This is a genomic window from Undibacterium sp. GW821-FHT07F11, from assembly GCF_059418665.1.
The window spans coordinates 483,954-507,010 of record NZ_JBWKQH010000002.1 but is presented as its reverse complement, the minus strand read 5'-3'; the positions used below and the strand labels follow the sequence as shown (position 1 = coordinate 507,010).

The 23,057-nt window shown below is 49.3% G+C and carries 25 protein-coding genes and 2 tRNA genes; 18 read left to right on the top strand and 9 right to left on the bottom strand.

Going from position 1 to position 23,057, the window contains the following annotated elements; translation table 11 throughout:
• Positions 1-291: 291 nt before the first annotated feature.
• From AC07OI_RS06115 to gloB, 3 genes are all read right to left on the bottom strand, one after another.
• Positions 292-867, bottom strand: coding sequence for an elongation factor P (locus tag AC07OI_RS06115; protein WP_110254008.1), 576 nt, complete (start codon positions 865-867; stop codon positions 292-294).
• A 115-nt stretch (positions 868-982) separates the two neighbouring features.
• A complete protein-coding gene (gene earP, locus AC07OI_RS06110) occupies positions 983-2,179 on the bottom strand; it encodes an elongation factor P maturation arginine rhamnosyltransferase EarP (protein WP_495256582.1) in 1,197 nt (398 codons plus the stop codon).
• An 11-nt stretch (positions 2,180-2,190) separates the two neighbouring features.
• Positions 2,191-3,003 carry a hydroxyacylglutathione hydrolase gene (gene gloB / locus AC07OI_RS06105; RefSeq protein ID WP_495256581.1) on the bottom strand — a complete coding sequence of 271 codons (813 nt, stop codon included), beginning with the start codon at positions 3,001-3,003 and terminating at the stop codon, positions 2,191-2,193.
• Between gloB and AC07OI_RS06100 the strand changes: the two genes are divergently transcribed.
• From AC07OI_RS06100 to AC07OI_RS06085, 4 genes are all read left to right on the top strand, one after another.
• Positions 2,981-3,754, top strand: a complete 774-nt coding sequence (locus AC07OI_RS06100; protein WP_492702695.1) for a methyltransferase domain-containing protein — start codon at positions 2,981-2,983, stop codon at positions 3,752-3,754. The genes gloB and AC07OI_RS06100 overlap by 23 nt on opposite strands.
• Positions 3,747-4,181: a ribonuclease HI gene (gene rnhA, locus AC07OI_RS06095; protein WP_495256580.1), complete on the top strand. Its 435-nt coding sequence runs from the start codon at positions 3,747-3,749 to the stop codon at positions 4,179-4,181. Before AC07OI_RS06100 ends, rnhA begins: the two co-directional genes overlap by 8 nt.
• Positions 4,182-4,265: 84 nt before the next feature.
• Entirely contained in the window at positions 4,266-5,090 is an 825-nt protein-coding gene (locus AC07OI_RS06090) for an AraC family transcriptional regulator (protein ID WP_492703112.1), read from the top strand.
• A 90-nt stretch (positions 5,091-5,180) separates the two neighbouring features.
• On the top strand, positions 5,181-6,149 hold the full coding sequence (locus tag AC07OI_RS06085; protein WP_495256579.1) for a DMT family transporter: 969 nt from the start codon (positions 5,181-5,183) through the stop codon (positions 6,147-6,149).
• Between the two features lie 72 nt (positions 6,150-6,221).
• Here AC07OI_RS06085 and AC07OI_RS06080 read toward each other — a convergent pair whose 3' ends face one another.
• Entirely contained in the window at positions 6,222-7,022 is an 801-nt protein-coding gene (locus AC07OI_RS06080) for a MipA/OmpV family protein (RefSeq protein WP_492702698.1), read from the bottom strand.
• Positions 7,023-7,438: 416 nt separating this feature from the next.
• Between AC07OI_RS06080 and AC07OI_RS06075 the strand changes: the two genes are divergently transcribed.
• The 6 genes from AC07OI_RS06075 to AC07OI_RS06050 are packed head-to-tail and all read left to right on the top strand — an operon-like array spanning position 7,439 to position 12,790.
• The gene (locus AC07OI_RS06075) at positions 7,439-8,473 is read left to right on the top strand and encodes a ferritin-like domain-containing protein (RefSeq protein WP_495256578.1); all 1,035 of its coding nucleotides are present in this window, start codon (positions 7,439-7,441) and stop codon (positions 8,471-8,473) included.
• A 17-nt stretch (positions 8,474-8,490) separates the two neighbouring features.
• A complete protein-coding gene (locus AC07OI_RS06070; RefSeq protein ID WP_492702700.1) occupies positions 8,491-10,188 on the top strand; it encodes a PQQ-binding-like beta-propeller repeat protein in 1,698 nt (565 codons plus the stop codon).
• Entirely contained in the window at positions 10,181-10,720 is a 540-nt protein-coding gene (locus tag AC07OI_RS06065; protein ID WP_492702701.1) for a manganese efflux pump MntP, read from the top strand. The genes AC07OI_RS06070 and AC07OI_RS06065 overlap by 8 nt, the downstream gene beginning before the upstream one ends.
• 17 nt (positions 10,721-10,737) lie before the next feature.
• Entirely contained in the window at positions 10,738-12,039 is a 1,302-nt protein-coding gene (locus tag AC07OI_RS06060; RefSeq protein ID WP_495256577.1) for a PQQ-dependent sugar dehydrogenase, read from the top strand.
• Positions 12,036-12,260, top strand: coding sequence for a hypothetical protein (locus AC07OI_RS06055; RefSeq protein WP_492702703.1), 225 nt, complete (start codon positions 12,036-12,038; stop codon positions 12,258-12,260). The genes AC07OI_RS06060 and AC07OI_RS06055 overlap by 4 nt, the downstream gene beginning before the upstream one ends.
• Before the next feature lie 32 nt (positions 12,261-12,292).
• The gene (locus AC07OI_RS06050; RefSeq protein WP_492702704.1) at positions 12,293-12,790 is read left to right on the top strand and encodes a lipocalin-like domain-containing protein; all 498 of its coding nucleotides are present in this window, start codon (positions 12,293-12,295) and stop codon (positions 12,788-12,790) included.
• Positions 12,791-12,809: 19 nt separating this feature from the next.
• Here the strand turns inward: AC07OI_RS06050 and AC07OI_RS06045 are convergent, their stop codons facing one another.
• From AC07OI_RS06045 to AC07OI_RS06030, 4 genes are all read right to left on the bottom strand, one after another.
• Positions 12,810-13,289: a GNAT family N-acetyltransferase gene (locus tag AC07OI_RS06045; RefSeq protein WP_495256576.1), complete on the bottom strand. Its 480-nt coding sequence runs from the start codon at positions 13,287-13,289 to the stop codon at positions 12,810-12,812.
• Positions 13,290-13,307: 18 nt separating this feature from the next.
• Positions 13,308-14,228 carry a hypothetical protein gene (locus AC07OI_RS06040; RefSeq protein WP_495256575.1) on the bottom strand — a complete coding sequence of 307 codons (921 nt, stop codon included), beginning with the start codon at positions 14,226-14,228 and terminating at the stop codon, positions 13,308-13,310.
• A 92-nt stretch (positions 14,229-14,320) separates the two neighbouring features.
• Positions 14,321-14,869: a cytochrome b gene (locus tag AC07OI_RS06035; RefSeq protein WP_495256574.1), complete on the bottom strand. Its 549-nt coding sequence runs from the start codon at positions 14,867-14,869 to the stop codon at positions 14,321-14,323.
• A gap of 93 nt (positions 14,870-14,962) precedes the next feature.
• Positions 14,963-15,358: a VOC family protein gene (locus AC07OI_RS06030; RefSeq protein ID WP_495256573.1), complete on the bottom strand. Its 396-nt coding sequence runs from the start codon at positions 15,356-15,358 to the stop codon at positions 14,963-14,965.
• A 415-nt stretch (positions 15,359-15,773) separates the two neighbouring features.
• On the opposite strand from AC07OI_RS06030, the gene tolA reads away from it, so the two are divergent.
• From tolA to AC07OI_RS05990, 8 genes are all read left to right on the top strand, one after another.
• Complete coding sequence (gene tolA / locus AC07OI_RS06025; RefSeq protein ID WP_495256572.1) at positions 15,774-16,580, top strand: cell envelope integrity protein TolA; 807 nt, start codon at positions 15,774-15,776, stop codon at positions 16,578-16,580.
• Between the two features lie 15 nt (positions 16,581-16,595).
• Positions 16,596-17,873 (top strand): Tol-Pal system beta propeller repeat protein TolB, encoded by a 1,278-nt coding sequence (tolB, locus tag AC07OI_RS06020; protein WP_495256571.1) that lies wholly within the window; start codon positions 16,596-16,598, stop codon positions 17,871-17,873.
• A gap of 44 nt (positions 17,874-17,917) precedes the next feature.
• Positions 17,918-18,445 carry a peptidoglycan-associated lipoprotein Pal gene (gene pal, locus AC07OI_RS06015; RefSeq protein WP_492702711.1) on the top strand — a complete coding sequence of 176 codons (528 nt, stop codon included), beginning with the start codon at positions 17,918-17,920 and terminating at the stop codon, positions 18,443-18,445.
• A gap of 95 nt (positions 18,446-18,540) precedes the next feature.
• Positions 18,541-19,302, top strand: coding sequence for a tol-pal system protein YbgF (gene ybgF / locus AC07OI_RS06010; RefSeq protein ID WP_492702712.1), 762 nt, complete (start codon positions 18,541-18,543; stop codon positions 19,300-19,302).
• Between the two features lie 172 nt (positions 19,303-19,474).
• Positions 19,475-19,550, top strand: a tRNA-Lys gene (locus AC07OI_RS06005).
• A gap of 65 nt (positions 19,551-19,615) precedes the next feature.
• A tRNA-Lys gene (locus AC07OI_RS06000) sits at positions 19,616-19,691 on the top strand.
• A gap of 170 nt (positions 19,692-19,861) precedes the next feature.
• On the top strand, positions 19,862-20,743 hold the full coding sequence (locus AC07OI_RS05995) for a class I SAM-dependent methyltransferase (RefSeq protein WP_495256570.1): 882 nt from the start codon (positions 19,862-19,864) through the stop codon (positions 20,741-20,743).
• A 151-nt stretch (positions 20,744-20,894) separates the two neighbouring features.
• Positions 20,895-22,352 carry a Ppx/GppA phosphatase family protein gene (locus AC07OI_RS05990; RefSeq protein WP_495256569.1) on the top strand — a complete coding sequence of 486 codons (1,458 nt, stop codon included), beginning with the start codon at positions 20,895-20,897 and terminating at the stop codon, positions 22,350-22,352.
• Positions 22,353-22,413: 61 nt separating this feature from the next.
• On the opposite strand, the gene AC07OI_RS05985 is transcribed toward AC07OI_RS05990, so the two are convergent.
• A complete protein-coding gene (locus AC07OI_RS05985) occupies positions 22,414-22,932 on the bottom strand; it encodes a hypothetical protein (RefSeq protein ID WP_495256568.1) in 519 nt (172 codons plus the stop codon).
• Positions 22,933-23,057 lie beyond the last annotated feature (125 nt).

Genomic DNA, 23,057 nt, shown 5'->3' with positions numbered 1-23,057 from the left:
ACTACATGTCATCCATATCATACGCACAATATGTTTAAGCGAATAATAGTAAAAAACAGTTAAATTTTAATGGCCGCAGTAAATATTGTCAAATAAATAAATTATGGCGATGCATATATCTGTTCGTTGATGATGCCCGGAGTCTGTAAGTGGCTTCAGATTTAACAAGCAAATTCTTTCGCCTTGCAGTAAAGGCTTTTATATTGTCTAAATGGTAATAAATTGATTTTTGGCGAAAAAAACGCCGCTATATTCAGCGGCGTTTTTTGCACGGTCTTTACGTCTTATTGCTTAGTTACGTACGACTTTTTTGTATTCGTTAGTGCGTGTATCGATTTCGATCATGTCGTCCTGGCTGACGAACAGTGGAACTTGAACGATATGGCAATATTCTTCGATCGCGTTTTCGATCTTGGCTTCTTTCAGGACGTTGCCTGAAGTGTTGCCTTTAACTGCTGGTTCAGAGTAAATAACCTGACGAACGATGGTTGTAGGCAATTCAACAGAGATAGCTTTACCGTCATAGAACACGGCTTCGCATTCCATACCATCTTTCAGGTAGTTGATGGATTCGCCCATGTTTTCTGCTTCGATTTCATACTGGTTGTATTCTTGATCCATGAATACGAACAGTGGGTCAGCGAAGTAAGAATAAGTAACTGGTTTTTTGTCCAATACAACTACGTCAAACTTGTCGTCGCCACGGAAGACGTTTTCTTGTGGGCTGTTAGTCAACAGGTTTTTCATTTTCCACTTGTAAGTGAAACCTGTACGGCTGGAGCCGTTGACATCAGAGCGCAATACGATCATTGGTTTGCTGTCGACCATAATGATGTTGCCAACACGAATTTCTTTTGCAAATTTCATAGCGAGTATACGTAAAAAGTAGGTTGCATAAAAATCATCTGTTGCCTACTGGCAAAAAATCACCGCAAGCCCACGTTTGATTGAGATTTAAAACAGGTTAAAAATTAACCCAACATTATACTGCATCTTTTTGGCTTGCTACCCGAAGTGTATTGACGAACTTCAATAAATTGCCCGTCATATCCCCATTTTCGTGCATTTTTTCCTGCCAGCCGTCAGAAAGCCGTGTAATTTCAGACAGGTCGGCTTGAAAGGTTTGCCATATTTCTGGCCAGTCCAAGGGCGGATGGCTGACACCATTCCAGGCATGTGACAAGGCAATCAGGCTTGCTGTCGCAGATGTAGTGGTTTTTAAAAATGCATTCAATTTCACATGATGCAGGTTTTCATCCTGAGGATAGATATGCCAGATGAAGGGTTTGTTAGCCCACTGCGCCCGCACGAATGAGTCTTCACCACGGACAAAGTTGATATCGCAAGCCCACAGCAATTTGTCGTAATCGGCTTGCGGGATGAAGGGCAGTACACGTACTGTCAATGCACCTTGACTGCAACTGACACCTGCTTTGGATGCTTGCCCCAGAAACGCTTCGATTGCTTCACTTGCGACGCCTTCAGGCACCAGGCAAGTCATGGATTGATCGCCGGTTCGCCATGTTCTGAGCAAATCAGCTACAGGTGCATGCGGGTAACAAAACAGCGATACTTTTGTGCTATTGATCTCGGTTTCAGTCAACCCCAACTGCCCCAGGAAGACAGCGACAGCCTGAGTATCAGCTTGAAATGCGGCTCTTTCATGGTCCAGGCTGGCTTCGCGCAACAGGCCACCGGTTTTGTTGTTGAAGCCAGGAAAAAAGAAATGCTTGGTCAATGACAAGGAAGGATGCGGCGAAGGCAGGGTATGGCAGCCTTCCACCCATTCTTCAGCCGTCAAACCCTCAAGATTGAGCCAGACCGGGCGCGGATCACACTTTGCCATGGCCTGGATATAGCCAGGCGGTATATCACAGGCAAAAAATTCTATGACGATATCGGCAATATCGGCCACATTAAATGTACCCTGCTGATCACGCCAGTGTCTGACGGTAACGCCCGCAATTTCCTGCACTTCAGCATCAATATTCACTTGCGGGCAGATCCGCTGGAAACTGCGCAAATCGTCCACCCATAGCGCGACAACGATGCCATGCTCTCGCTGCAGTTGCCTGGCCATGCGCCAGCAAATGCCTATATCGCCGAAGTTATCGACCACCTTGCAGAAAAGGGCCAAAGATTTTGCTGTGGGGTTTATATTTTTTTCTGTTGAATGCATTGCAATGTTTCTTAAAAACGGTTTTTCCATTCACGCAAGGCAGCGAAATGGCTGACTTCATTTTGTGCTGCAGGAATTTTGCCGCTTTCCAAAAGGCGGCTGATGACTGTACTTTCGCGGCTGCGCAAGAATGGATTGGTCTGTTTTTCCAGTCCTATCTGGGTAGGCACGGTAGGTATGCCTTGTTCACGTCTGGCTTGTTCACGTTTGATGCGCTCCAGCAAATCCTGGTTGCCAGGCTCGACCTCTTTGGCGAAGCGCAGATTGGACAAGGTGTATTCATGGGCGCAATATACAGCCGTATCATCAGGCAAAGCGGCCAGTTGATCGAGCGAATGCAACATCTGTGCAGGCGTACCCTCGAACAGGCGGCCACAGCCACCGGCAAACAGGGTGTCACCACAAAACAGCCAATGCTGCTCAGGTGCGAAGTAAGCAATATGCCCTAAGGTATGTCCGGGTACATCCAGCACTTTCAATTCCAGATTGATGCCGGGCACAGTCACTACATCATCTTGTTTCAGCTTTTGCGTAACGACAGCTATCTTGTCATTGGTGGGGCCAAACACCGGTACAGCCGCATGTTCCAGCAGGCGCGGGACACCGCCTATATGATCTGCATGGTGATGAGTGAGTAAAATAGCGGACAATGTCAGTTGGTGCTGTGTCAGAGCTTGTAAAATTGGCATGGCATCGCCAGGATCAACCACGACAGCATGCTGGCCGTCATGGATTATCCATAGATAATTGTCGTCAAAGGCGGGGACAGTCAATATACTCAGGGAATTCTTCATATCAGGCATGGATGCTTTGGAAAAAAACATTATAGACCTCGGAGCTTGGTTAGAGCTGCCAGCCGGTAGCTATATCCGTCAATGGGAGCAGGCCATGCTCGATAAATTGACGGTGGACATCTTTGGTTTCAATGCCTTACAGATAGGTTTGCCGCAAATTGATGCACTCGCAGCGAGCCGCATGCCACATCGCTGGCTGACCAATTCCGGTATGCCGGATGAAAATCAGCCCGGGCACAAGCGCCCTGTCGTTGTTATTCATGATTTTGCTGAGCTGCCCTTTGATGCGCACAGCATAGATTTGATCGTTTTGCCGCATGTGCTGGAATTTGCTGAGGAACCGCATCAGATATTGCGCGAGGTCGAGAGGGTATTGATACCTGAGGGGCGGGTCATTGTCACCGGCTTTAACCGTGCCAGCCTGTGGGGGGCAAGGCAGGCAACCGGGCGTTTGAGCAAAAATTATTTCTTGCCCAAAGAAGGCGAATTCATCAGCCCACCGCGTTTGAAAGATTGGCTGAAATTATTGAATATGGAAGTGGGTAGCAGCGATTTTGGTTGCTATGCCCCTCCCGTTAAATCGGAAAAATGGTTGCAACGTTATCGTTTCATGGAAAAAGCAGGGCAACGCTGGTGGCCTTATTTTGGCGCAGTGTATATATTGCAGGCCGTAAAAAGAGTAAAAGGCATGCATTTGATAGGGCCCGCATGGAAACAAAAGCGGGTGTCCAGTGCACATGCCTTGCCAGTTGCAAACAAATCAAAAGAATCAAATGGATAATATAGAAATTTACACAGATGGTGCCTGCAAAGGCAATCCCGGTGTTGGTGGCTGGGGTGCTTTGCTGGTGGCTGGCAATAAAGAAAAAGAATTATTTGGTGGCGAAAAAGAAACGACGAATAACCGCATGGAATTGATGGCGGTGATACAGGCGCTGGGTGCATTGAAGCGTCCCTGTCATATCACTCTGCATACTGATAGTCAGTATGTATTAAAGGGCATCACTGAATGGATTACAGGCTGGAAAGCCAAGGGCTGGAAAACAGCTTCCAAGGCGCCGGTAAAAAATGTCGACCTGTGGCAGCAACTCGATGCTGCACGTGCCATCCATGAAATCGACTGGCGCTGGGTGCGTGGCCACACTGGCCACCCTGGTAATGAAAGAGCCGATCAACTGGCTAACCGTGGCGTTGAATCGGTATTGTAAAAGCAGGCAAGATATCTCATGGACATAGCGAACATCCATACCAGCATACAACAAGGCCTTCAGCACAATGAAGGCGCTTTGTCCATGTCTGGTGTGCCTGAAAGCTTTGAACATGCGAGCGATCGTGCTGAATTCAAAAGAGCGCAACATCGCCCAGGTGTAGAGCTATACCGCGCCCATATCGTTGCTCATGCCTTTGAACCGCATACGCATGAAGCATTTGGCCTGGGTTCTATCGCCAGCGGGGTGGAGCGTTTTCGTTATCTCGGTAGCGATCATCTGGCCCCGCAAGATTCGGTAGTGATGATGAACCCGGATGAATTGCATACCGGCAGGGCAGAGACTGATACCGGCTGGCGCTACCGCATGATGTATATAGACCCTGAAGTGGTGGCAGAAGTGACGGGTGAGCGTGGCTGGTGGTTCAAGGATGCCGTTGCCCGTGATGCCATCAGTGCGCGCAAACTGGGTGTCATGCTTGAACAAATCTGGCAAGCCACTGACAAGCTGAGTTTTGACAGCCTTCTGTTTGATATCCTGTCTGAATTCAAGCGCTTTGCCAGTGCGCCGCAAGCACCTGCATCTCTGACCAAGCAACGTTTCACCGCCGTGCTCGATTACATGCGCGCCAGTATGGCTGAGCGCATCAGCCTTGAGCAACTGGCTCTGGTTGCAGGCTTAAGTCCTTTTCATTTCTTGCGCAGCTTCAAGGCGCAATATCATGCTACGCCACAGCAAATGCTGATGGCCTTGCGTCTGTATGAGGCAAAATGTCTGTTGGGCAAAGGCTTGCCTCCGGCGCAGGTGGCAGCTGCAACTGGCCTGACAGATCAGTCTCATTTGAACAAGGCTTTCGTGCGCCGCTATGGCGTGACACCTGCACGTTATCAGCAGCAGATGCGCGCATAAATTACTGCTTCGATTGCTTGTAAGCGCAATCTGGTACAAGACTGCCATTCCATGATGTTCTAAGCTGGCTCTTTTTCAAGGGTGGACTTTATGGGTATCGGCGTTTTATATGCAATGGCAGCAGGTTTGATGTGGGGTCTGGTATTTATCGGGCCTTTACTCTTGCCTGAATACCCGGCGGCTTTACAATCATTTGGCCGCTATCTGGCATTCGGCTTGATTACTTTACCTATAGCCTGGATGGACAGGCGACAATTGCGTTTGCTGAACAAGTCAGACTGGATAGAGGCATTGAAGCTGGCAGCGGTCGGCAATATCCTCTACTACCTTTGCCTGGCCAGTGCCATACAACGCTCTGGTGCGCCGCTGCCCACCATGCTGATAGGGACGCTACCGGTCGTTATCGCCATCACTGCCAATTACCGCAATGCCCAGCGCGATGGCAGCATTGCCTGGAGGCGCATGCTGCCATCGCTATTGATTATTTTTGCTGGCGTTGCCTGCGTCAATAGCGTGGAAATAGCTGCATTGCGGGCAGCTTCTGACAAAGATATCCAGACCTATATCATTGGTGGTTTATTCGCCTTGGTTGCCGTTGCCTGCTGGACCTGGTATCCCTTAAGAAATGCTGACTGGCTGCGTCACCACCCTGACCGCAACCCCAGGGTCTGGGCCACTGCGCAAGGTATCGCCACTTTACCACTGGCCTTGCTGGGCTATGTGGTGCTATGGATATACATGAGTGTGACCGGGCAAGACTTTGCCATGCCATTCGGACCCCGGCCACAATATTTCATCACCCTGATGCTGATCATAGGTTTGTTTGCCTCATGGCTGGGCACGATGTGCTGGAATCAGGCCAGCCAGCGCTTGCCTACCAATCTCGCAGGGCAACTCATCGTGTTCGAAACACTGGCAGCGTTGGCCTATGCATTTATTCTCAGTAAGCGCATGCCAGAGCCCATGGTTTTGCTGGGAATTATTTTATTGATTGTTGGCGTTGTCACTGCCTTGCGCGTCAAACCAGTGACTGCCGCAGTGCCATCTCCGGCCCATTAATGATACAGGCCCTGATGATAATGTCTCTCTATCATCACGGCCTGTACTCAAGCAAGAATTACGTTCTAAAAATCAGAAAGCATAATTGACCGTAGTCATCAATATCGGGCTTGTTTTCTTTTTCGTCAGTGGACTATCCGCAGCGTCACCCATCACTTGCGATACACCGGCGGCACTGCGTACTGACCAGTTTTTATCTATCACGTGTGTCCATGCAACTGTTGCCATCGCCTGGGAGAAACCTGCTTTAGGAGCAAAGGTTTTATAACCGGAGTTGGTGCTTTGCGTCGGCGTCACGCCAAAATAAGTCTGGTTATATTTCGCATCGCTGTAAGTCAGGTTGCCCGCAATTTCTACTCTGTCTGTTGCTGTCTGGAATACAGGTGCTGCCAGACCAAATTTGTAGGCATTGCCATTTTCTCTGTGCGACAGTGCCAGGTTGGCATCAATACTTGCCTTGATGCCTGGGCCAAATGTAGTGCCTGCATGCAGGTTGGCTGTTGCTGAGCCAGAGATATTGCCCATGCCTTTCAAATCATCTGAACTGAACAAAGATTTTGAATCGCGTGAATCTTCGCGGCCTGGACGATAACCCAAGGCTGCGCTGAATGAGAAATCATCTACTTTCGTACCGAAACCCACACCACGCATGGTGCTGGCAAAGAAACCGTTCTTGTTTTGGTATTCAGCAAAGATAGCTGGGCCAAAGCGATTTTTCTTCGCGCCTATATATTCGGGTGCATAGAACACACCAGCACCTACCACTGCCGTTGACTCAGGCTCTTGTGCCGTTTTGTCTTGTGCATGGGCAGAAAATGACATCGCCATCAAGCTGGAGAAAGCGATGGCTGTCAGTTTAAAAATATGTTTCATGGTGATCCTTTAATCAATATAAGCAATGGAAGCTAAACATTCCTGGCAGCATCTTCGCCGCACAATTACACTCCGGCGGAGAGCTCGGAGCGAAGTCTCGCAAATTAAAAAAAACTATGCCAATGGAAAATCGCAGGCCCTGTGTGCTTGCACAGCAAGTATTGAAATCCGGTACTTATGATGGATTTTCAGCAAGCAGGGGATTTGGAAAGTAGCGGACAGATGCCATGCTTTTCTGGCATGAGTTACATGAAAGATACAGGAGTGTGATTTTTTATTTGTTTTTTAGATAATCACTTGCGCATTTTGCAATCATGATGGATGATGTTAAATAGACTATTAAAAATGTTAAATATGTCTTTCAAATTACAGGAAGACATTAAGCGTTAGTGGACTGTTACCCATCGGGAGAATTCATGATTCGCCTCAAACATGCATTAATTGAATGCCATGACAATAGCTTCGATCATCGCTTGAAGTTGCTCAAGCATTCCATGCAAACTGCGATAGAGCTTGAGCATTCCACCATCCCGCCTTATCTGTATGCCTTGTACTCGATCAAGACAGACCAGAATCTGGAAATAGCCCATCTCATCAAGTCCATCGTCAAGCAGGAAATGTTGCACATGTCGCTGGATTGCAATGTCCTCAATGCCATCGGTGGGCATCCAAAAATCGATCATCCCCGTTTTATTCCTCACTACCCGGGCAACTTGCCAGGTTCTGTGGAAGACAGTTTGATTGTGCCCCTGGCCGCGCTATCCAAGCAATTGGTGCTGGATGTATTCATGGTGATAGAAGAGCCGGAAAAAACCGTGGATGGCGATACGCCACCAGCGGACGGCGTGACCATAGGCGAGTTTTATGCGCACATCAAAAAAGAGATATGCGAACTGTCCAAGATGGGCAATATTTTTACTGGCCCGCCAGAAAAACAATTGGTGACAGGCTTCAGGGAATTACAAAACAAGGGTGTCTATGATGAGGCAACCGCGCTAGCTGCGATAGACATGATCGTTGAGCAGGGCGAAGGCAGTGATATCAGCCCTCTGGACCCTGAGCATGAACTCGCGCATTACTACAAGTATGCAGAGATTTATCATGGCCGCAAGCTGATCGCCAATCCCACACCAAAACCAGGCCAGCCAGCCTGGGTATTTGAAGGCCACCGCATAGAGTTTGATGCCAGCGGCATTTACCCCGTTATCAGCAATCCAAACCGGCATAGCTATGGCGGCAAGCCGCGTATTGCCGATTTGAACCTGACTTTTAACCGTACTTACTCTGACATGTTGCGCAAGTTGCACAATGTCTTTAACGGCCAGCCTGACAACCTTGCCCTGGCTTTGCTGTCCATGCAGTCACTCAGAGAGCAGGCACAGTTGCTGATGACGCAGGAAGTCGTACCTGGCCAGACTGCTGGCCCTACATTTGATTATATTCCCGCCTGATATTCTGGAGAGCAGCAATGACGCAAACTAACTGGTGGATGTTTCATGGCGATACTGCGCACACGGGTGAAGTGCAGGGTAGTGATATCAGTCGCGACACACTTGATCAATTTAAATTACTGCACGATATAGCCATCCCTGGCCCGGTCCTGTCCGTGCCTGCCATTGTCGACGGTTATCTATACGTAGGACTAGCCAATAATCATGAGCTGCCTGGCGCGAATGGTGGCAAGTTCATGAAGATAGAATTGTCCAGCGGCATGACAGTAGCGCATTATGAATGGCCGATAGATCCCACTGAGGGTGATACGCATGGCTTCATGGGCATGGGTTGTACGCCGGCTATCTGGGACAATAAAGTCTATTTCAGCGCCTTCAATGGCAAGTTCTATTGCCTGAATGCGACCGACCTGAGTTTGAACTGGGTCGTGGATTTGCGCCATGCTGATCCTGATTTCAATCAGCCTACATCCAATCTTGGCGATGTCTCGGCAGGTGTGCCTGCAGCGGGCTGGTCATCTCCGGTGGTAGCGGCTGCAGACGGCAGTAATGGCCTGGTTTTTGTTGGCATGGGGGAAGGCGAAAACCCCGGCTGCTTTGGCTTTATTTATGCCATGGATGCCCAGACCGGGCAAGTGCAATGGATATACTGCACTTGCCAGTACGAAGAAGGTGTACCCAATTTACCCAATGTCTTGCCGCCAGAATCTGTGAGTGGCACCTTGCCAGCCATGTATTCCATCGGGCCGAATAATCCTGCCATACGCGGTGCTTCGGTCTGGTCGTCTATTGCTTACGATGAGCGGCTCGATCGCCTGTACTGCGCAACCGGCAACCCCGTACCTGACAGTTCCTTGCCCAGCAAGGGGTTTTCCAACGGCATCCTGTCGCTGGATGCATCCAGCGGCGAATTCCGCGGCTTTAGCCAGCCTCCGGCAGAAAGCAGTTATCGTGCTACTGACGTCGATGTTGATTTCGGTGGCTCACCGACACTAATGACGATCAATGGCCGCCGCATCGTCACTGCTGGCTGCAAGAATGGTGGTTTCTTCAGGTTTGATGCAGCGACGCTGGAATTGCTGAACTGGCGGCAGTTGCTGCCTTTCTATAACGATGGCACTCAGATACCCACGGTAGATCCGCATGTCTCTCCCAATGACCAGCGCATGGACCCCTATGTGCCAAATCAGGAGTCAGATGAAGAAGACCAGGAAAATTATTCCGGTACCTATAGCACGGCAGCGGTGCACACTGCGCTGGGGCGTTTGTTCATAGGGGTGGGTGGCAATAATTATCACAATGTCGAAGCGGGCATTGATTACCGCACGACCCCCTTCATGCGCGCCCTGGATTGGGAAACCCTGGAAGATGCCTGGGCCATGGATGACAGTGACCCGCGCCTGTATATAGAGTCACAACCACCCATGTACAGAACACCAGGTGAGTCAGGTTTGAGTTCACCTGTAGTCGTCAATGATCTGGTGTTCTTTTCAACCTCCAAAGTGGCCGTGTATGCCTTTGATGTCTATAGCGGAAAAATGCTTTGGCATGATGATCTGGGTGACCAGACTGGTGGTATGAATGGTGGCTATGGTTATTGCCTGGGGCCGGCAGTGGCAGGCAATTACATGGTGGCTGGTGCGCTGGTATTTGGTAAACAGGGCGGAGTATTACGTATCTATGGTTTGAAGGATAAGGAGGAACAACATGCTTGAAGTTATCTTATTTGGTATCGTTGCCGGGCTGGATAATTTGCAGGCCAGTACTTCCCTTGGTCTCTTACCCATGCAGCGCAAACGCATGCATATGCTGGCAATCGCGTTTTGTGCCTGTGAACTGGGTGCTGCCATACTGGGGTTGTTTCTTGGGCATGGCCTGACCGCGATGCTTGGTCCGATTGCATCAAGCATCGCACCATTTGCCATGCTGGCTTGTGGCATCGCTATCTTGTGGCTGGCCTGTCGTAGCGAATCTAAAGGCTTACCCGAATTTGTAAATCACCAGGCATTTTTATTTGGCTTGCCTCTGGCATTGAGTCTCGACAATGTCATCGCCGGTGCCGGTGTCAGCTTTTCCAGTGCACCTGTGCTGACATCGGCCATCATCATTGGTGTCATCAGCGCTGGCATGGCTTGCTTTGGCCTGTATTTCGCCAACTGGATACGCAATTTTTTACCCAAACGCGTGGAATTGCTGGCCGGTGCCTACATGTGCTTTCTGGCCGTGCGCATGATGTATAACGACTGACAGGCGGGCACTTCACAATGCCAAAAGACCAAAGCGAATGCGCGGCTATGCATGCTTATGTGCGCCATCTTAATTTCCCCAGCAGCGTGGCAGTTTCTCCTGCGGGGCAGGTATATATTGCTGAAACGGGTTTGCCATTTGATGGCGCTGCCAAGGGCGGGCGCATACTGGACATCAATGAAGATGGCAGTGTCCGGGAATTATTGAATAATTTGCGCCAGCCAGTGAACGGCCTGGTCTGGCATGACAACAGCCTGATCATCTCCGAAGGTGGTTACCCAGGCCGTATCAGCCGTCTTGATCTACATACGGGCGCGTGGACAGTATTGCTGGATGACTTGCCTGGCTTTGGCAATTACCACACTAATATGGTGGCGGTAGGACCAGATAATAAAATGTATTTTGGCCAGGGTGCCATGACCAATAGCGGCATTATAGGAACAGATTCGCACGACCTGGCGTGGTTGCGCGAAACCAGACATGCGCCTGATATACCTGGCTATGACATTGAGCTTGACGATCATGTTGCGACAGTTACCACCCCTGAGGGTCAGCAAATTTCTACCAGCGCGTTTGCCCGCTTTGGACAGGTGCATGCAGGTGGAACCCGCTTGAAAGGCCAGACACCATGCACCGCCAGCATCATGCGTTGCAATCTGGATGGTACAGGGCTGGAACTGGTCGCCTGGGGGATACGCAATGCCTTTGGTTTGCTGTTCCTGCCGGACGGCAGGCTCATTGCGACTGAGCAGGGCACGGATGTACGCGGTGTGCGGCCAGTCTGGAATTGTCCTGACTTTTTGTTTGAGGTAAAACCTGGTGCCTGGTATGGCTGGCCAGATTATCTGGGTGGCCTGCCGATCAATGCGCCTGTTTATCGCAATCCGCAAGGTGAGGGGCAAGCATTTGTATTGCGCAATCATGCAGAATTGCCAGTACCTGAAAGGCCTTTGCTGGCCTTCGATGTTAACGCCTGCGCAGTCAAGATGGCACAGATACCTGCCGGATTGCGTCATGCCGGTGATCTCATCGTCGCCCAATTTGGTGATGAACGTCCCATGACCGGGCCACCGGGCCCCAGGGTAGGGCGCAATCTTATTCGGGTTGATGCCAGTGACTGGAGCAAACATAGCTTGCCTGCATTGGCATCTGTACCCTGGCACCGGCCCATTGATGTCGCCTTCTCGCCTGATGGCAACTTCATGTATGTAGTTGACTTTGGCGACTTTGAATTCACTGCAAAAAAAGATATACGCGCACGTGCCGGCAGCGGCTGTGTCTGGAAAATTCCTGTTGATAATATGGAGCTGACATCATGAGCCAGGTTTCATTTGAAAAAGATATTGCACCTTTGTTCAATCAGTTTCGTGCCTCCATGATGTGGCGACTGGACCTGACCAAATATGATGACGTCAGGCTCAATGCCAGCATGGTGTTGAGTCAACTGCAGGGCGGCATGCCGCCACCGCCTTATCCACCTTTTACAAAAGAACAGGTTGCGATGTTCCAGACCTGGATTAATGAAGGTTTCCCAAAATAGTTAGTTGATTAAATTTGCAGAAGGAGTTTCAAATGAGCCTCAATGCACAAACCCTTATCGGTAGCTGGGAAATGGTCGAAGCCTGGGATATCGGTGACGACCCCAGCGACCCGACCAAGAAAACCTACCCATGGGGCAATCCATCTGCAGGTTATTGGGTCTATGACAAGAGCGGCCACTTCAGCCTGATGATCTCGCAAAATCCGCCTCTGGCGATACCCGTAGACCCTTTCAGTGGTCAGCCACAATCATCCTGGCTGACACCACAAAAACCCTGGGAAGTCCCGCATTCCCTGCTGATAGACAGTTTTGCCACTGCCAGCCCATATGCCTATTTCGGCACCTATACAGTGGAAATGGATACCCATCACCCTCATCTGGGTGGCACGATAGTCATGAATGTATTTGCCGATGTCATGCGTGCCTATACAGGCACAGTGCAAAAGCGTAGTTTTGTCTTTGATGGCAAGGATTACCTTAACGTAGGCACACCGGGTCAGTACTTGCGGCGTCTGAAGCGCCTGACCTGATTTATGGCCAGCGAGTAGCTCAGGGCATGGATGAGCCAGCCAGCTTACGCAAAGCCTCGCCCTGTACACGGCGTACCATCATGTGGCTCGCCTCCACTGCGCCGATGGAATCATAAAACTCTTTGCTCATTTGTTTGTCCCTGACTGTTAGCCATTCTATTCTGGAGCAGCCTTCATCGACAGCGATACTGGCAAGGTATTGCAGGATGGCGAGCCCCAAACCCTGACGGCGAAATTCCGGGCGTATGTAGATGGCTTGCATATACATGTCGCGCACGCCTGTGAAGGTGCCCCATTTCCAAGAGTAAATGACAAAGCCAGCAATAGCTTCATTCGCCACCATAAATTTGGCGGTAACAGCAGGGTTTTCACCAAATAGCGCCAATTTCAGAGCTGCTGCGTCTGTGCGTATTTCTGCGACACCGTCACTATGTCCCAAGGCGATGAGCATGTCCAGCAAGACATCGATATCCGCTATTGTCAGGTCTTTTAATCGCATTATTCTTTGGCGACCACTTTACTGTGCAGTTATTTCTTGCGTTGTCAGACAGGTTTGTAGCGCCATTGCTAGCTGTCCTGGTTCGTCAACATAGAGATAAATCTGCTGAACATCAGTTTTTTGTAATTGAAAATGATTTATCTGCACCTGCGCATTTGCATGCAGCCTGATGAGCAGATTTGGTTTGTCAAAAGGCGTGATGACGACAGAATTTTCTGGATAATCCAATTTTTTCCATGATGGCTGCTTATCATCGGCAGCAAATCTTTCACAACTACAAATGGCTGCGTAAGGAATCACACCTGAGCTTCTGCTGCCAAGTTGCAGGTTCAAGGCGTCAGCCGTCAATACATGACAGCTGTTCTTGACCCAGTAACGGTCACCAAGTAACCAGACCATGGAATACATGGTCAGCGTCAGCATGATGCCATGCACGAGCGTGCGAGTATGCGCGTCGGGTGCTATCAAACTGACCATCAGGGCTGAGAATGGTACTTCAGTGGCGAGGGCAAGCAGAATGACTATGAAGATAGTGCTGTAACTACCCTTATCCCAAAAACCAAAGATCTTGCCTGAGGCAGGTGCTGCAGGTGTGGTTCTTGTCAGCCATTGCCAGCATCCTGCCCACATTGTGCGCTCCAGGCGCAATACAGCTGGAAATTCTGGAGGCAGAAGCGCGGCGAGAAATTGCCGCCAATTGCCGCCGTGCTGCCGGCTTGCCTTTGCCCTGTATATGGCAGCAGGTGCTTCCAGCAAGTCTTTCAAGACAATCATGAGCAACAAGGTAATCGTCGTCACCTTCTTTAGCAGCGCTGCATGTGATGGCAATGCGAGAGTCAGCGAGAGACTGCCAATGAAAACCATCATCAGTATTTTTAGAAAGCCAAACCAGCTCATCTCTGTCAGTTGCTGTCTTAGCGTAGAAATGGCACGGTGCATGGTTGCGGCTTTTTAAAAATGAATTGTTGGCGTTCAAAGAAGATGCATGCAGCAATTTTTCAACATCATAAATATCTCTTCCATATGATAAATTATTTGCCCAACATGCGCTTTAAGGTGGCATCTTTATCGATGAAGTGGTGTTTGAACGCGCCGGCCAAATGCAAAAGAATGGCAGCAATCAGTATGTAGGCAGTTGCCTGGTGCAGGCTTTCACCAGTTTTTGCCCAGAATTCGCTGTAGGCTAATACCTGGTCGGGGTCGCCAGGCATATGCTGGGTTGGTACGATGACCAGGCCAAATATGCCAAAGCCATGATCGCTGGCACCTGAGAACAGCATGCCGGTGATGGGTAAGGCTAACGTGGCCATGATCAATACCCATTTGATGAGCTTTGCCATTCGCTGCTCAATTTGGGAATAATCTGCCGCTGCTGCAGGCCAGCCATTTCTGATGCGCCAGATGACACGCAACAAGGCGACAAAAAAGATCAGTACGCCCATGGATTTATGTACTGGATATAAAGTCCAGGCCTCAGCGCGTGTCATATATACGCCCACAGCACATAGGGTCATAATGACGACCGCTGTGATCCAGTGCAAAGAAATAGTGATCTTGCCGAGCTCGTTTGCTTTGTCCATTATCTTATTCTTCCATCTGCTAAAGATGGAATGGACAGGTGGCAGAACTTAAAGTTTCAAAACACCTCGCAAGACTCAGACTTGCTATTGCACTTATCTGGGTAAAAGTTCCCTGACCTGTATCACATTGCCTTCAGGGTCGTGCCCATCACAGATGCGGCAATGCTGGAACTCCCACTCGTAATTTGCCCCATCTATTTGCCCGCCAAGGCTGGCAGCCGTATTCCTGGTTTTGCTGATGCTGGCAACCGGCAGCATTAATTTGATGGCGGTATCTGAGCGGCGCTGCGGCGGAATCGATATCTCAAAAGTGCTTGCTATCTGCGCAGGTATGGCATGGATAACTAATTGAAAATGTGGCAATTCAAGAATGGTGTAGTCGTCATTGGCATGAGTTGCGGTCGGTTGCAAGAGCTGTTCGTAAAAACAGCTGAGTTTGCTCAAGTCCTTGGCATAAATGACTGCGCCCGGGGTAGGTAAATGTGACATGATTTTCCTTGGCTCGTTGAGATGAATAAGCGCTGATCTCAGCACCGAAACCAGCACTGAGTGAATTAATCATTTTTTTGAAACTTTTAACATCATCTGCACGCAAACAGATGGACAGGTGGGGGTATATTTGCCCCATCTTCTCCAGCATATACGCAAATCGCTTACAAATTTTACACGGATTGGTTTTTTGTTATGCGTTAATATAGATGTCAGACTTCGTACTTTGTGACGAACTCTGGGGGAAAAGCCAGTTGCGGTTTATAATTTCAGCTGTTACAACTTTAATGCGCATTTTTTGTCACTGACGTGGTCAACATTTCCGGAACCAAGTCGGGCAAATAAAGTCTTAAGGACTATGAATCAGGTTTCCAAGCAAGCACATCCGGATCTTCATCAGCATCAGAAAGGGCAATTGCGATCCATCGCACTGGCCGCCCTCGTGCATGTTGTTTTATTAAGTTTTTTGTGGATAGGTGTGCGCTGGCAAAATAAGGAAACCAGCGCCACAGAGGCTGAGGTCTGGGACATGACAACCCGTGAAGCCGCTCCTAAACCTGTTCCCGTACCTGAACCCATCATAGAAGAAAAACCGAAAGAGCCTGTACCGGTCAAGGAAGAAGTGCGTCAGGAAGACCCTGAAATCGCCCTGGCACAGGAAAAAAAGCGTAAATTGCTCGAAAAGAAAAAAGAAGAAGAGCATCAGCGCGAACTGGCTGAGAAAAAGCGCAAAGAAGAGCAGCAGGAAAAACTTGCCGAGCAAAAACGTAAGGAAGAAAAACTGGCTCAGGAAGCGGCAGAGAAAAAGAAATTGCTGGCCAAAGAAAAAGAAAAGACCGACAAACTGTTTAAAGATGAACTGGCTCGTGTCACTAAACAGGCAGCAACTACTGGTAGTGGCGGCTCTGGGACAAGTGAAAAATCCACCGGAAACAACCGTGGCGACCCAAGTTATATCGCAAAAATTGCTGCCAAGGTCAGATCCAACACCAATTTCAGCGGAATTGACAGCACGGCCGGTAATCCTACAGTGGAATACAGCATTAACCTATTGCCAGATGGATCACTCCGTGGTGGAATACGCAAAGTTAAATCCTCTGGGATTCCCGGTTTCGATGACGCGGTGGCTGCAGGCATAGAAAAGTCTGCTCCCTTTCCACGTGACAAGACTGGTCAAGTCCCTTCCAGCCTGACGCTGGTTTATCGTATGAAGGAAGAATAAACTCCGATGATGTCCATGTTGAAAAAAATTGCCGTGACTGCAGTGATCGCTGCTGTCGCTAATTTATCGGGCCTTGCCCCAGCTTATGCCCAGATCAGGGTAGAAGTGTCAGGCGTAGGTTCTAACCAGATACCTATCGCTATTGCCGGTTTTACCGACGAGGCTCTTACTCCTCAGCAAGTGACCAGCATCATCAGAGATGATTTGACCCGCAGTGGCTACTTCAAAATTATCGATACCAATGTCGTCCTGAATGAAAATGCGGTCGTCAATTTCGGTGACTGGAAATCCAAAGGGGCAGATGCGCTGGTAGTCGGCAGCGTACAAAGCCTGGCCGATGGCCGTTTTGATGTGCGTTACAAGCTGTTTGATACAGTTAAATCCAGTACCTTGTCCGGTTTCTCTGTGACTGCACCACCAACCAATGTACGTCTGACTGCACACAGGATTGCAGATGACATCTATGAAAAACTGACTGGCGTACGCGGTATTTTTTCTACCCGCATCGCCTATGTGACCAAGGCTGGTTCTGAATATCGTCTGGAAGTGGCGGATGCCGATGGTGAAGGTACTAAAATCGCCTTGCGTTCTTCTGAACCTATCATCTCCCCATCATGGTCACCAGACGGCACCAAGGTTGCCTATGTGTCCTTTGAAAAGCGTAAACCTGTAATTCTGGTGCAAAACCTCATCACGGGTGAAAGAACTGAAGTTGCTAATTTCAAAGGTAATAACTCAGCTCCGGCATGGTCGCATGACGGCAGTAAACTGGCGGTCGCATTGTCGCGTGATGGTCAGACCCAGATTTTTACAGTGAATGCCAATGGCGGTAACCTGCAAAAATTGACGACCAGTTCTTCGATTGATACTGAGCCGCAGTTTTCTGCAGATGGCCAGTCGATTTACTTCCTGAGCGACCGCAGTGGCGGTCCGCAAATCTATAAAATTAGTGTTAGTGGCGGTGAACCTAAACGTGTAACTTTTAACGGCACGTATAATATCACCCCAAGAATATCCCCTGACGGCAAGACTTTGGCTTATATTTCACGTCGTGATGGCAAGTTCCAGTTATATGCATTGGACTTGGCCAGCGGCCAGGAATTAAGACTGTCTGATACCACCAAGGACGAGTCACCTAGTTTTTCACCAAATGGACGTTACATTATGTACGCAACCGAGTCTGGCCGTCGTGGCGCGCTCGCAGTAGTGTCTATTGATGGCAAGGTGAAACAGAAATTGACGGTCCAGGCCGGAGATATTCGGGAGCCCACCTGGGGTCCTTTCATGAAATAAGCGGTATTGACTAATTGCTTATCTATTTTAAATCAGGAGAGAAAATGCGTACTACATCCCAATCCAAAACCCTGGCAATCTTGATTTCCAGCGTTGTTCTGATGACAGCTTGCGCTTCCAAAGTTCCTCTGGAAGACAAGAAAGTCGAAGACAAATCTACGACTACGACAACAGCATCCAACACAGATACGAATACAGTGAAACAAGTCACTGCAACTGTCGATCCATTGACACAAGGTGCACTGGCCAAACGTAGCGTGTATTTTGACTATGACAGCTATGCTGTAAAAGAAGAATTCAAGCCAGTGATCGACGCACATGCCAAGTTCCTCAGTACAAACAAAAACCGCAATATCCTCATCCAGGGTAATACGGATGAGCGCGGTGGCCGTGAATACAATCTTGCGCTGGGTCAAAAGCGTGCAGAAGCAGTACGCAAATCCCTGACATTGCTGGGTGTTTCCGATGCGCAGATCGAAGCAGTTTCTTTGGGCAAGGAAAAACCAAAGGCAACAGGTAGCGATGAAGCTTCCTGGGCAGAAAATCGTCGTTCCGATATTCTGTACAAGTAATCTCGCGTTTGAAAGCCTCAATTGAGGCTTTCTTTGCATTTGGCGCTGCATCTTTGATTTGAAGGTGCAGTGCGTATCCATTTTTTCAGATTGCCATGAAACTCAATTCCATACGCACTACCATTCTTGCTGCCGCGCTGTCTTGCGCATTTTTGCCTTCCATGGCATCTGCCGGTATTTTTGACGATGATGAAGCGCGCAAAGCCATACTCGACTTGCGGGCAAAAGTGGATGCGGTCAATGCCAGGCTCGATTCCAAACTGGAAACCAAGGCAGACAAGGGCACTGCTCTGGAACTGGCAAATGAAAATGAAGCGTTGCGCGCAGAGATTTCCAAATTGCGCGGTCAGATAGAAGTCTTGTCGAATGACCTTGCAAATACCCAAAAACGCCAGCAAGACTTTTACGTGGACCTCGATAACCGCGTGCGCAAGCTCGAACCCAAGCGCATGACTGTTGACGGACAAGAGGCGACGGTAGACGTCAATGAGCAGCGTACTTTTGATGCGGCCATGGCCCTGTTCAAGGCGGGTGACTATAAGGCGGCAGCACCGGCTTTTACTAACTTCCTCACTAATTATCCGCAATCTGCATTTGCCGGATCTGCACAATACTGGCTGGGCTTCTCTTACTTCGCGCAGCGTGATTTCCGCAATACGATCCTGAACATGCAACAAGTGGTAAAAAATTATCCTGATCATCCCAAGGCACCAGATGCCTTATTGAATATCGCTTCCTGCCATATCGAACTCAAAGAAAAACCCGCTGCCAAAAAGGTACTGGAAAGCGTGTTGGCTAAATACCCGGATACTGAAGCTGCCCAGGCAGCCAAGAGCCGTTTGGCCGCATTGAAGTAAGCCAGGTTTCATAGCGGCCGTTGCATAATGACGACGGCCCGGTGCTGCTCTTGCGGACCTCGCTTTCCTATGAGAGGGCGATCAAATAAGGCCAGCCTGATTGGCCTATAGTTTCTTATTCCTTAGTCGGCGTTGACAGGGTGCCCGAAACACACTATAATTTCGGTCTTTCGGGTCGTTAGCTCAGCTGGTAGAGCAGCGGACTTTTAATCCGTTGGTCGCAGGTTCGAATCCCGCACGGCCTACCACGAATACCAAAGACTTAGGTCGCACTACTAAGTCTTTAAATTTTTTAGCAGTATGTAGCAGTTTTGGGTCGTTAGCTCAGCTGGTAGAGCAGCGGACTTTTAATCCGTTGGTCGCAGGTTCGAATCCCGCACGGCCTACCAAAACAAAGGACTCAGGTGTCATACCTGAGTCCTTTTTTGTTTTTGTATCACGACTGATGGCATACTCGCCATAAAGCGCAATGGATGCTAAGGCTGTTTCGTGTGCGCCTTATGTCATATTATTCATCGAGGGACTATCATGCCCTTATCCCTTGAGTGAGCTTATTACCATGAAAAAGAAATCTGGCAGCGCAAACAAGCAGGCCACGCCTGAGACCCAGGAAAAGCATGAGATACGTCCTGGCCAGTCGCTGGAATTGCTCAAGGAGCTGCACATCCTGACGCGTGATGGCAAGATGAATCAGGATAGCCGTCGCAAGCTCAAGCAGGTTTATCATCTTTACCAATTTATAGAACCTCTATTGCAGAAATTGCAGCAAGACCATGCCGATATCAGTCTGGTGGATCATGGTGCTGGCAAGTCTTATCTTGGCTTCATCCTGTATGACTTGTTCTTTAAATCAGAGCAGGCGCAAAGCAAGGCCAGGATTTATGGCATAGAAACCCGTGATGAGCTGGTGCAGCGTTCCACCGAACTGGCACAACGCCTGGATTTTCCCGGTATGTCTTTTTTGAATTTGTCTGTTGCCGATTCGATTACTTCATCTGCCTTGCCAGAAAAAATCGATATCGTCACTGCCTTGCATGCCTGTGATACGGCTACTGATGATGCGATACAGTTTGCTCTCAAGAAAAGAGCCCAGTTCATGGTGCTGGTGCCATGCTGCCAGGCAGAAGTGGCAGCGGAGTTGCGCAAGTCCAAGGGCGATGCAGTAAAGAATAATCCTTTGTCAGAAATGTGGCGTCACCCTATCCATACGCGTGAATTTGGTAGCCAGATCACCAATGTGCTGCGTTGTTTGCAACTGGAAGCGCACGGATATCAGGTCAGGGTCACAGAACTGGTAGGATGGGAGCATTCGATGAAGAATGAGCTGATCGTGGCAGAGTACAAGGGTTTGCCAGCAAGGCGACCCGCAGAGCGCCTTGCTGAAGTATTAAAAACGACTGGTCTGGAAGCAATGCAGAGAAGATTTTTTGTGCAGCCCTGAGATTTGTGGTGCACTGACCACCGCAGTTTGACAAGGTCACTGTATGGTCATAAAAAATGATTAATATCATTTATGCTTATTCTGTAATCCATCTGGTTTTTCTATGCGTTTTTTTAATGACTACATTCATACTCAGTAAAGGATAAAAAGCATGCTGGCCGCCGTTGATCTGGGTTCCAACAGTTTTCGCATGCACATTGCCAGGCATGAAGGCGATGTCATCAAAGTTATCAAAAGCGCGCGCGACCCCATACGCCTTGCAGCAGGGCTGGACAAGAATGGCAACCTGACGCCAGAGGCCATGCAAAAAGCGATCAATTGCCTGGCGCGCTTTCGTGAAATCCTGAATGCCTATTCGGTAGAAAGCCTGCGGGTAGTCGCCACCAACACCATACGCATCGCAAAAAATGCTGCGCAATTATTGCCACTGGCCGAGGCTGCCATAGGTTGCCCTATCGAAGTGATTTCTGGCGAGGAAGAAGGTCGCCTGATTTACATCGGTGTATCGAATGCAGTGGCGATACCCGGCGAGCGTCGTCTTGTCCTTGATATCGGTGGTGGTTCGACTGAGGTGATTCTCGGACATGGGCATGAGATACTGAAGGTAGAATCCTTCAGCATAGGCACGGTCAAGCACAGCGCCAGCTTTTTTCCGGATGGACGTTTGACGGATGCTGCATTTGAAGCAGCCATCCTGTCCGCCCGCTCCATGTTTGAAGATGCAGCGCCACCTTACCAGCCGCAACACTGGCGCAAGGCTTATGGTTCCTCAGGCACGATGCGGGCAATTTCTGATGCCATCAGCAAGGGTGGCTTGGGTGACGGTACCTTGACACTGAAGAGCCTGAATGCCCTCAAACAATATTGCGTGCAATGCGGACAGTTAGACCAGCTTGAACTAAGCGGTATCAAACCTGAGCGTGTCGCCATGGTGGTTGGTGGCCTGGCCATACTCATCGGTCTCATGACGGAATTTAACATCAGTGTCTTGCTACCGATAGAAGCCGGTCTGCGCATGGGGGTGATGTGGGATTTGTATTTGCGCGCAACCAAGCGTGATCGCCGCGAAGTTGCCGTGCAGTCGTTTGCCAATTTGTTCCGTACAGATATGTCCCGGGCAAACCGGGTGGCGGATATGGTGAAGTCCCTGTATCTGCAATTGAAACCTGCTGGCGACACTTATGTGCGCTTATTGCAATGGAGTGCGACCTTGCATGAAGTCGGCATGGCGATCTCGCATACCGGCTACCACAAGCATGGTGCTTACATGATAGAGAACGCTGATATGGCGGGCTTTACCACGCGCGAGCAAAGAGTGATGAGCAAGCTCATCCTCAGTCAGAAAGGTAATCTGCGCAAAGTCGGCGATGGCCTGGCTGACCAGGATTTTGCCAAGGCAGTGCTGGCACTGCGCCTGGCAGTGATGCTCATGCATTCACGCGCAGAAATTGATTTTGAAGATGTGCGCCTGAAGATGAAGGGCAGGGTTGAATTGGAAATGAAACGCGACTGGGTCAGCGTCCACCCTACAGTTGCTTACTGGCTGCAAAAAGAAATTGAAGCCTGGCGTGAGATAGGCATAGATTTTCTGGTCAGGGCAAACGTGTAATTTTTCCAGCGCCTTGCTTCTCATTCCTTGCCTTCACGATTGTGCTGGGCAAGGGGCGCAATCAAATGCAGTCAGCGACCATGATGGACCTGAATACGCGGCCCAGGCGTTTGCCTGACTTGTTATAGACTTCAAAAATTACAGTGCCGCCAAATTTGTTGGCTTTACTACCCGCCCCGCCCACCATATCGTAATAATGAACCTTGCTCACTTCTTTTAAAGGGAATGAGACGAGTGGCTTTTCTCCGGCATAGGGGTTTTGCTGCAATTTATGGATATGAATGAGGGACGTCTCTGCCTCATTGAGCTTGCCAAAGGCGGCTGAATAGGGGTCTGTCTCATAGTCCAGTGCAGGCGATATCAAATACTCTTTCATCTTTATATCCGGATTGGCGGGCTTGCCGTCAATTTCCCCTGCGAGCCTGCCATCTGCCAGTTTGTCTATCCGTATTTCAAACTGCCGTTTGCCATTCCCAAAATCGGGGAAACTGGCGCGGCATTTCAATACTTCTTCCGCGCTTGCAAGGCTGGCGAGCAGGCTGCCTGCGATCACAAAAATATACTTGAAGGTATTCATCATGTCCTTACCCATAGGTTTGCTTGAATGCGAGCCTTAAGGATGACATAGTCTGTATCTAATGCCACGTATAGACTGAAAAGTATTAAATAGCAGTACTGCGGGCAATAAAAAAGCGATGCCAGATA

Excerpts from the sequence above, each read along its gene's own strand:
- AC07OI_RS06080 (WP_492702698.1), bottom strand. The coding sequence starts at position 7,022 with ATGAAACATATTTTTAAACTGACAGCCATCGCTTTCTCCAGCTTGATG.
- AC07OI_RS06055 (WP_492702703.1), top strand. The coding sequence starts at position 12,036 with ATGAGCCAGGTTTCATTTGAAAAAGATATTGCACCTTTGTTCAATCAG.
- AC07OI_RS05995 (WP_495256570.1), top strand. The coding sequence starts at position 19,862 with ATGAAAAAGAAATCTGGCAGCGCAAACAAGCAGGCCACGCCTGAGACC.
- AC07OI_RS06035 (WP_495256574.1), bottom strand. The coding sequence starts at position 14,869 with ATGGACAAAGCAAACGAGCTCGGCAAGATCACTATTTCTTTGCACTGG.
- AC07OI_RS05985 (WP_495256568.1), bottom strand. The coding sequence starts at position 22,932 with ATGATGAATACCTTCAAGTATATTTTTGTGATCGCAGGCAGCCTGCTC.
- AC07OI_RS06050 (WP_492702704.1), top strand. The coding sequence starts at position 12,293 with ATGAGCCTCAATGCACAAACCCTTATCGGTAGCTGGGAAATGGTCGAA.
- AC07OI_RS06040 (WP_495256575.1), bottom strand. The coding sequence starts at position 14,228 with ATGCACCGTGCCATTTCTACGCTAAGACAGCAACTGACAGAGATGAGC.
- gloB (WP_495256581.1), bottom strand. The coding sequence starts at position 3,003 with ATGTTTTTTTCCAAAGCATCCATGCCTGATATGAAGAATTCCCTGAGT.
- AC07OI_RS05990 (WP_495256569.1), top strand. The coding sequence starts at position 20,895 with ATGCTGGCCGCCGTTGATCTGGGTTCCAACAGTTTTCGCATGCACATT.
- AC07OI_RS06060 (WP_495256577.1), top strand. The coding sequence starts at position 10,738 with ATGCCAAAAGACCAAAGCGAATGCGCGGCTATGCATGCTTATGTGCGC.
- earP (WP_495256582.1), bottom strand. The coding sequence starts at position 2,179 with ATGCATTCAACAGAAAAAAATATAAACCCCACAGCAAAATCTTTGGCC.
- pal (WP_492702711.1), top strand. The coding sequence starts at position 17,918 with ATGCGTACTACATCCCAATCCAAAACCCTGGCAATCTTGATTTCCAGC.
- ybgF (WP_492702712.1), top strand. The coding sequence starts at position 18,541 with ATGAAACTCAATTCCATACGCACTACCATTCTTGCTGCCGCGCTGTCT.
- AC07OI_RS06070 (WP_492702700.1), top strand. The coding sequence starts at position 8,491 with ATGACGCAAACTAACTGGTGGATGTTTCATGGCGATACTGCGCACACG.
- AC07OI_RS06085 (WP_495256579.1), top strand. The coding sequence starts at position 5,181 with ATGGGTATCGGCGTTTTATATGCAATGGCAGCAGGTTTGATGTGGGGT.
- AC07OI_RS06090 (WP_492703112.1), top strand. The coding sequence starts at position 4,266 with ATGTCTGGTGTGCCTGAAAGCTTTGAACATGCGAGCGATCGTGCTGAA.
- rnhA (WP_495256580.1), top strand. The coding sequence starts at position 3,747 with ATGGATAATATAGAAATTTACACAGATGGTGCCTGCAAAGGCAATCCC.
- AC07OI_RS06075 (WP_495256578.1), top strand. The coding sequence starts at position 7,439 with ATGATTCGCCTCAAACATGCATTAATTGAATGCCATGACAATAGCTTC.
- AC07OI_RS06030 (WP_495256573.1), bottom strand. The coding sequence starts at position 15,358 with ATGTCACATTTACCTACCCCGGGCGCAGTCATTTATGCCAAGGACTTG.
- AC07OI_RS06045 (WP_495256576.1), bottom strand. The coding sequence starts at position 13,289 with ATGCGATTAAAAGACCTGACAATAGCGGATATCGATGTCTTGCTGGAC.
- AC07OI_RS06115 (WP_110254008.1), bottom strand. The coding sequence starts at position 867 with ATGAAATTTGCAAAAGAAATTCGTGTTGGCAACATCATTATGGTCGAC.
- AC07OI_RS06065 (WP_492702701.1), top strand. The coding sequence starts at position 10,181 with ATGCTTGAAGTTATCTTATTTGGTATCGTTGCCGGGCTGGATAATTTG.
- AC07OI_RS06100 (WP_492702695.1), top strand. The coding sequence starts at position 2,981 with ATGGATGCTTTGGAAAAAAACATTATAGACCTCGGAGCTTGGTTAGAG.
- tolB (WP_495256571.1), top strand. The coding sequence starts at position 16,596 with ATGTTGAAAAAAATTGCCGTGACTGCAGTGATCGCTGCTGTCGCTAAT.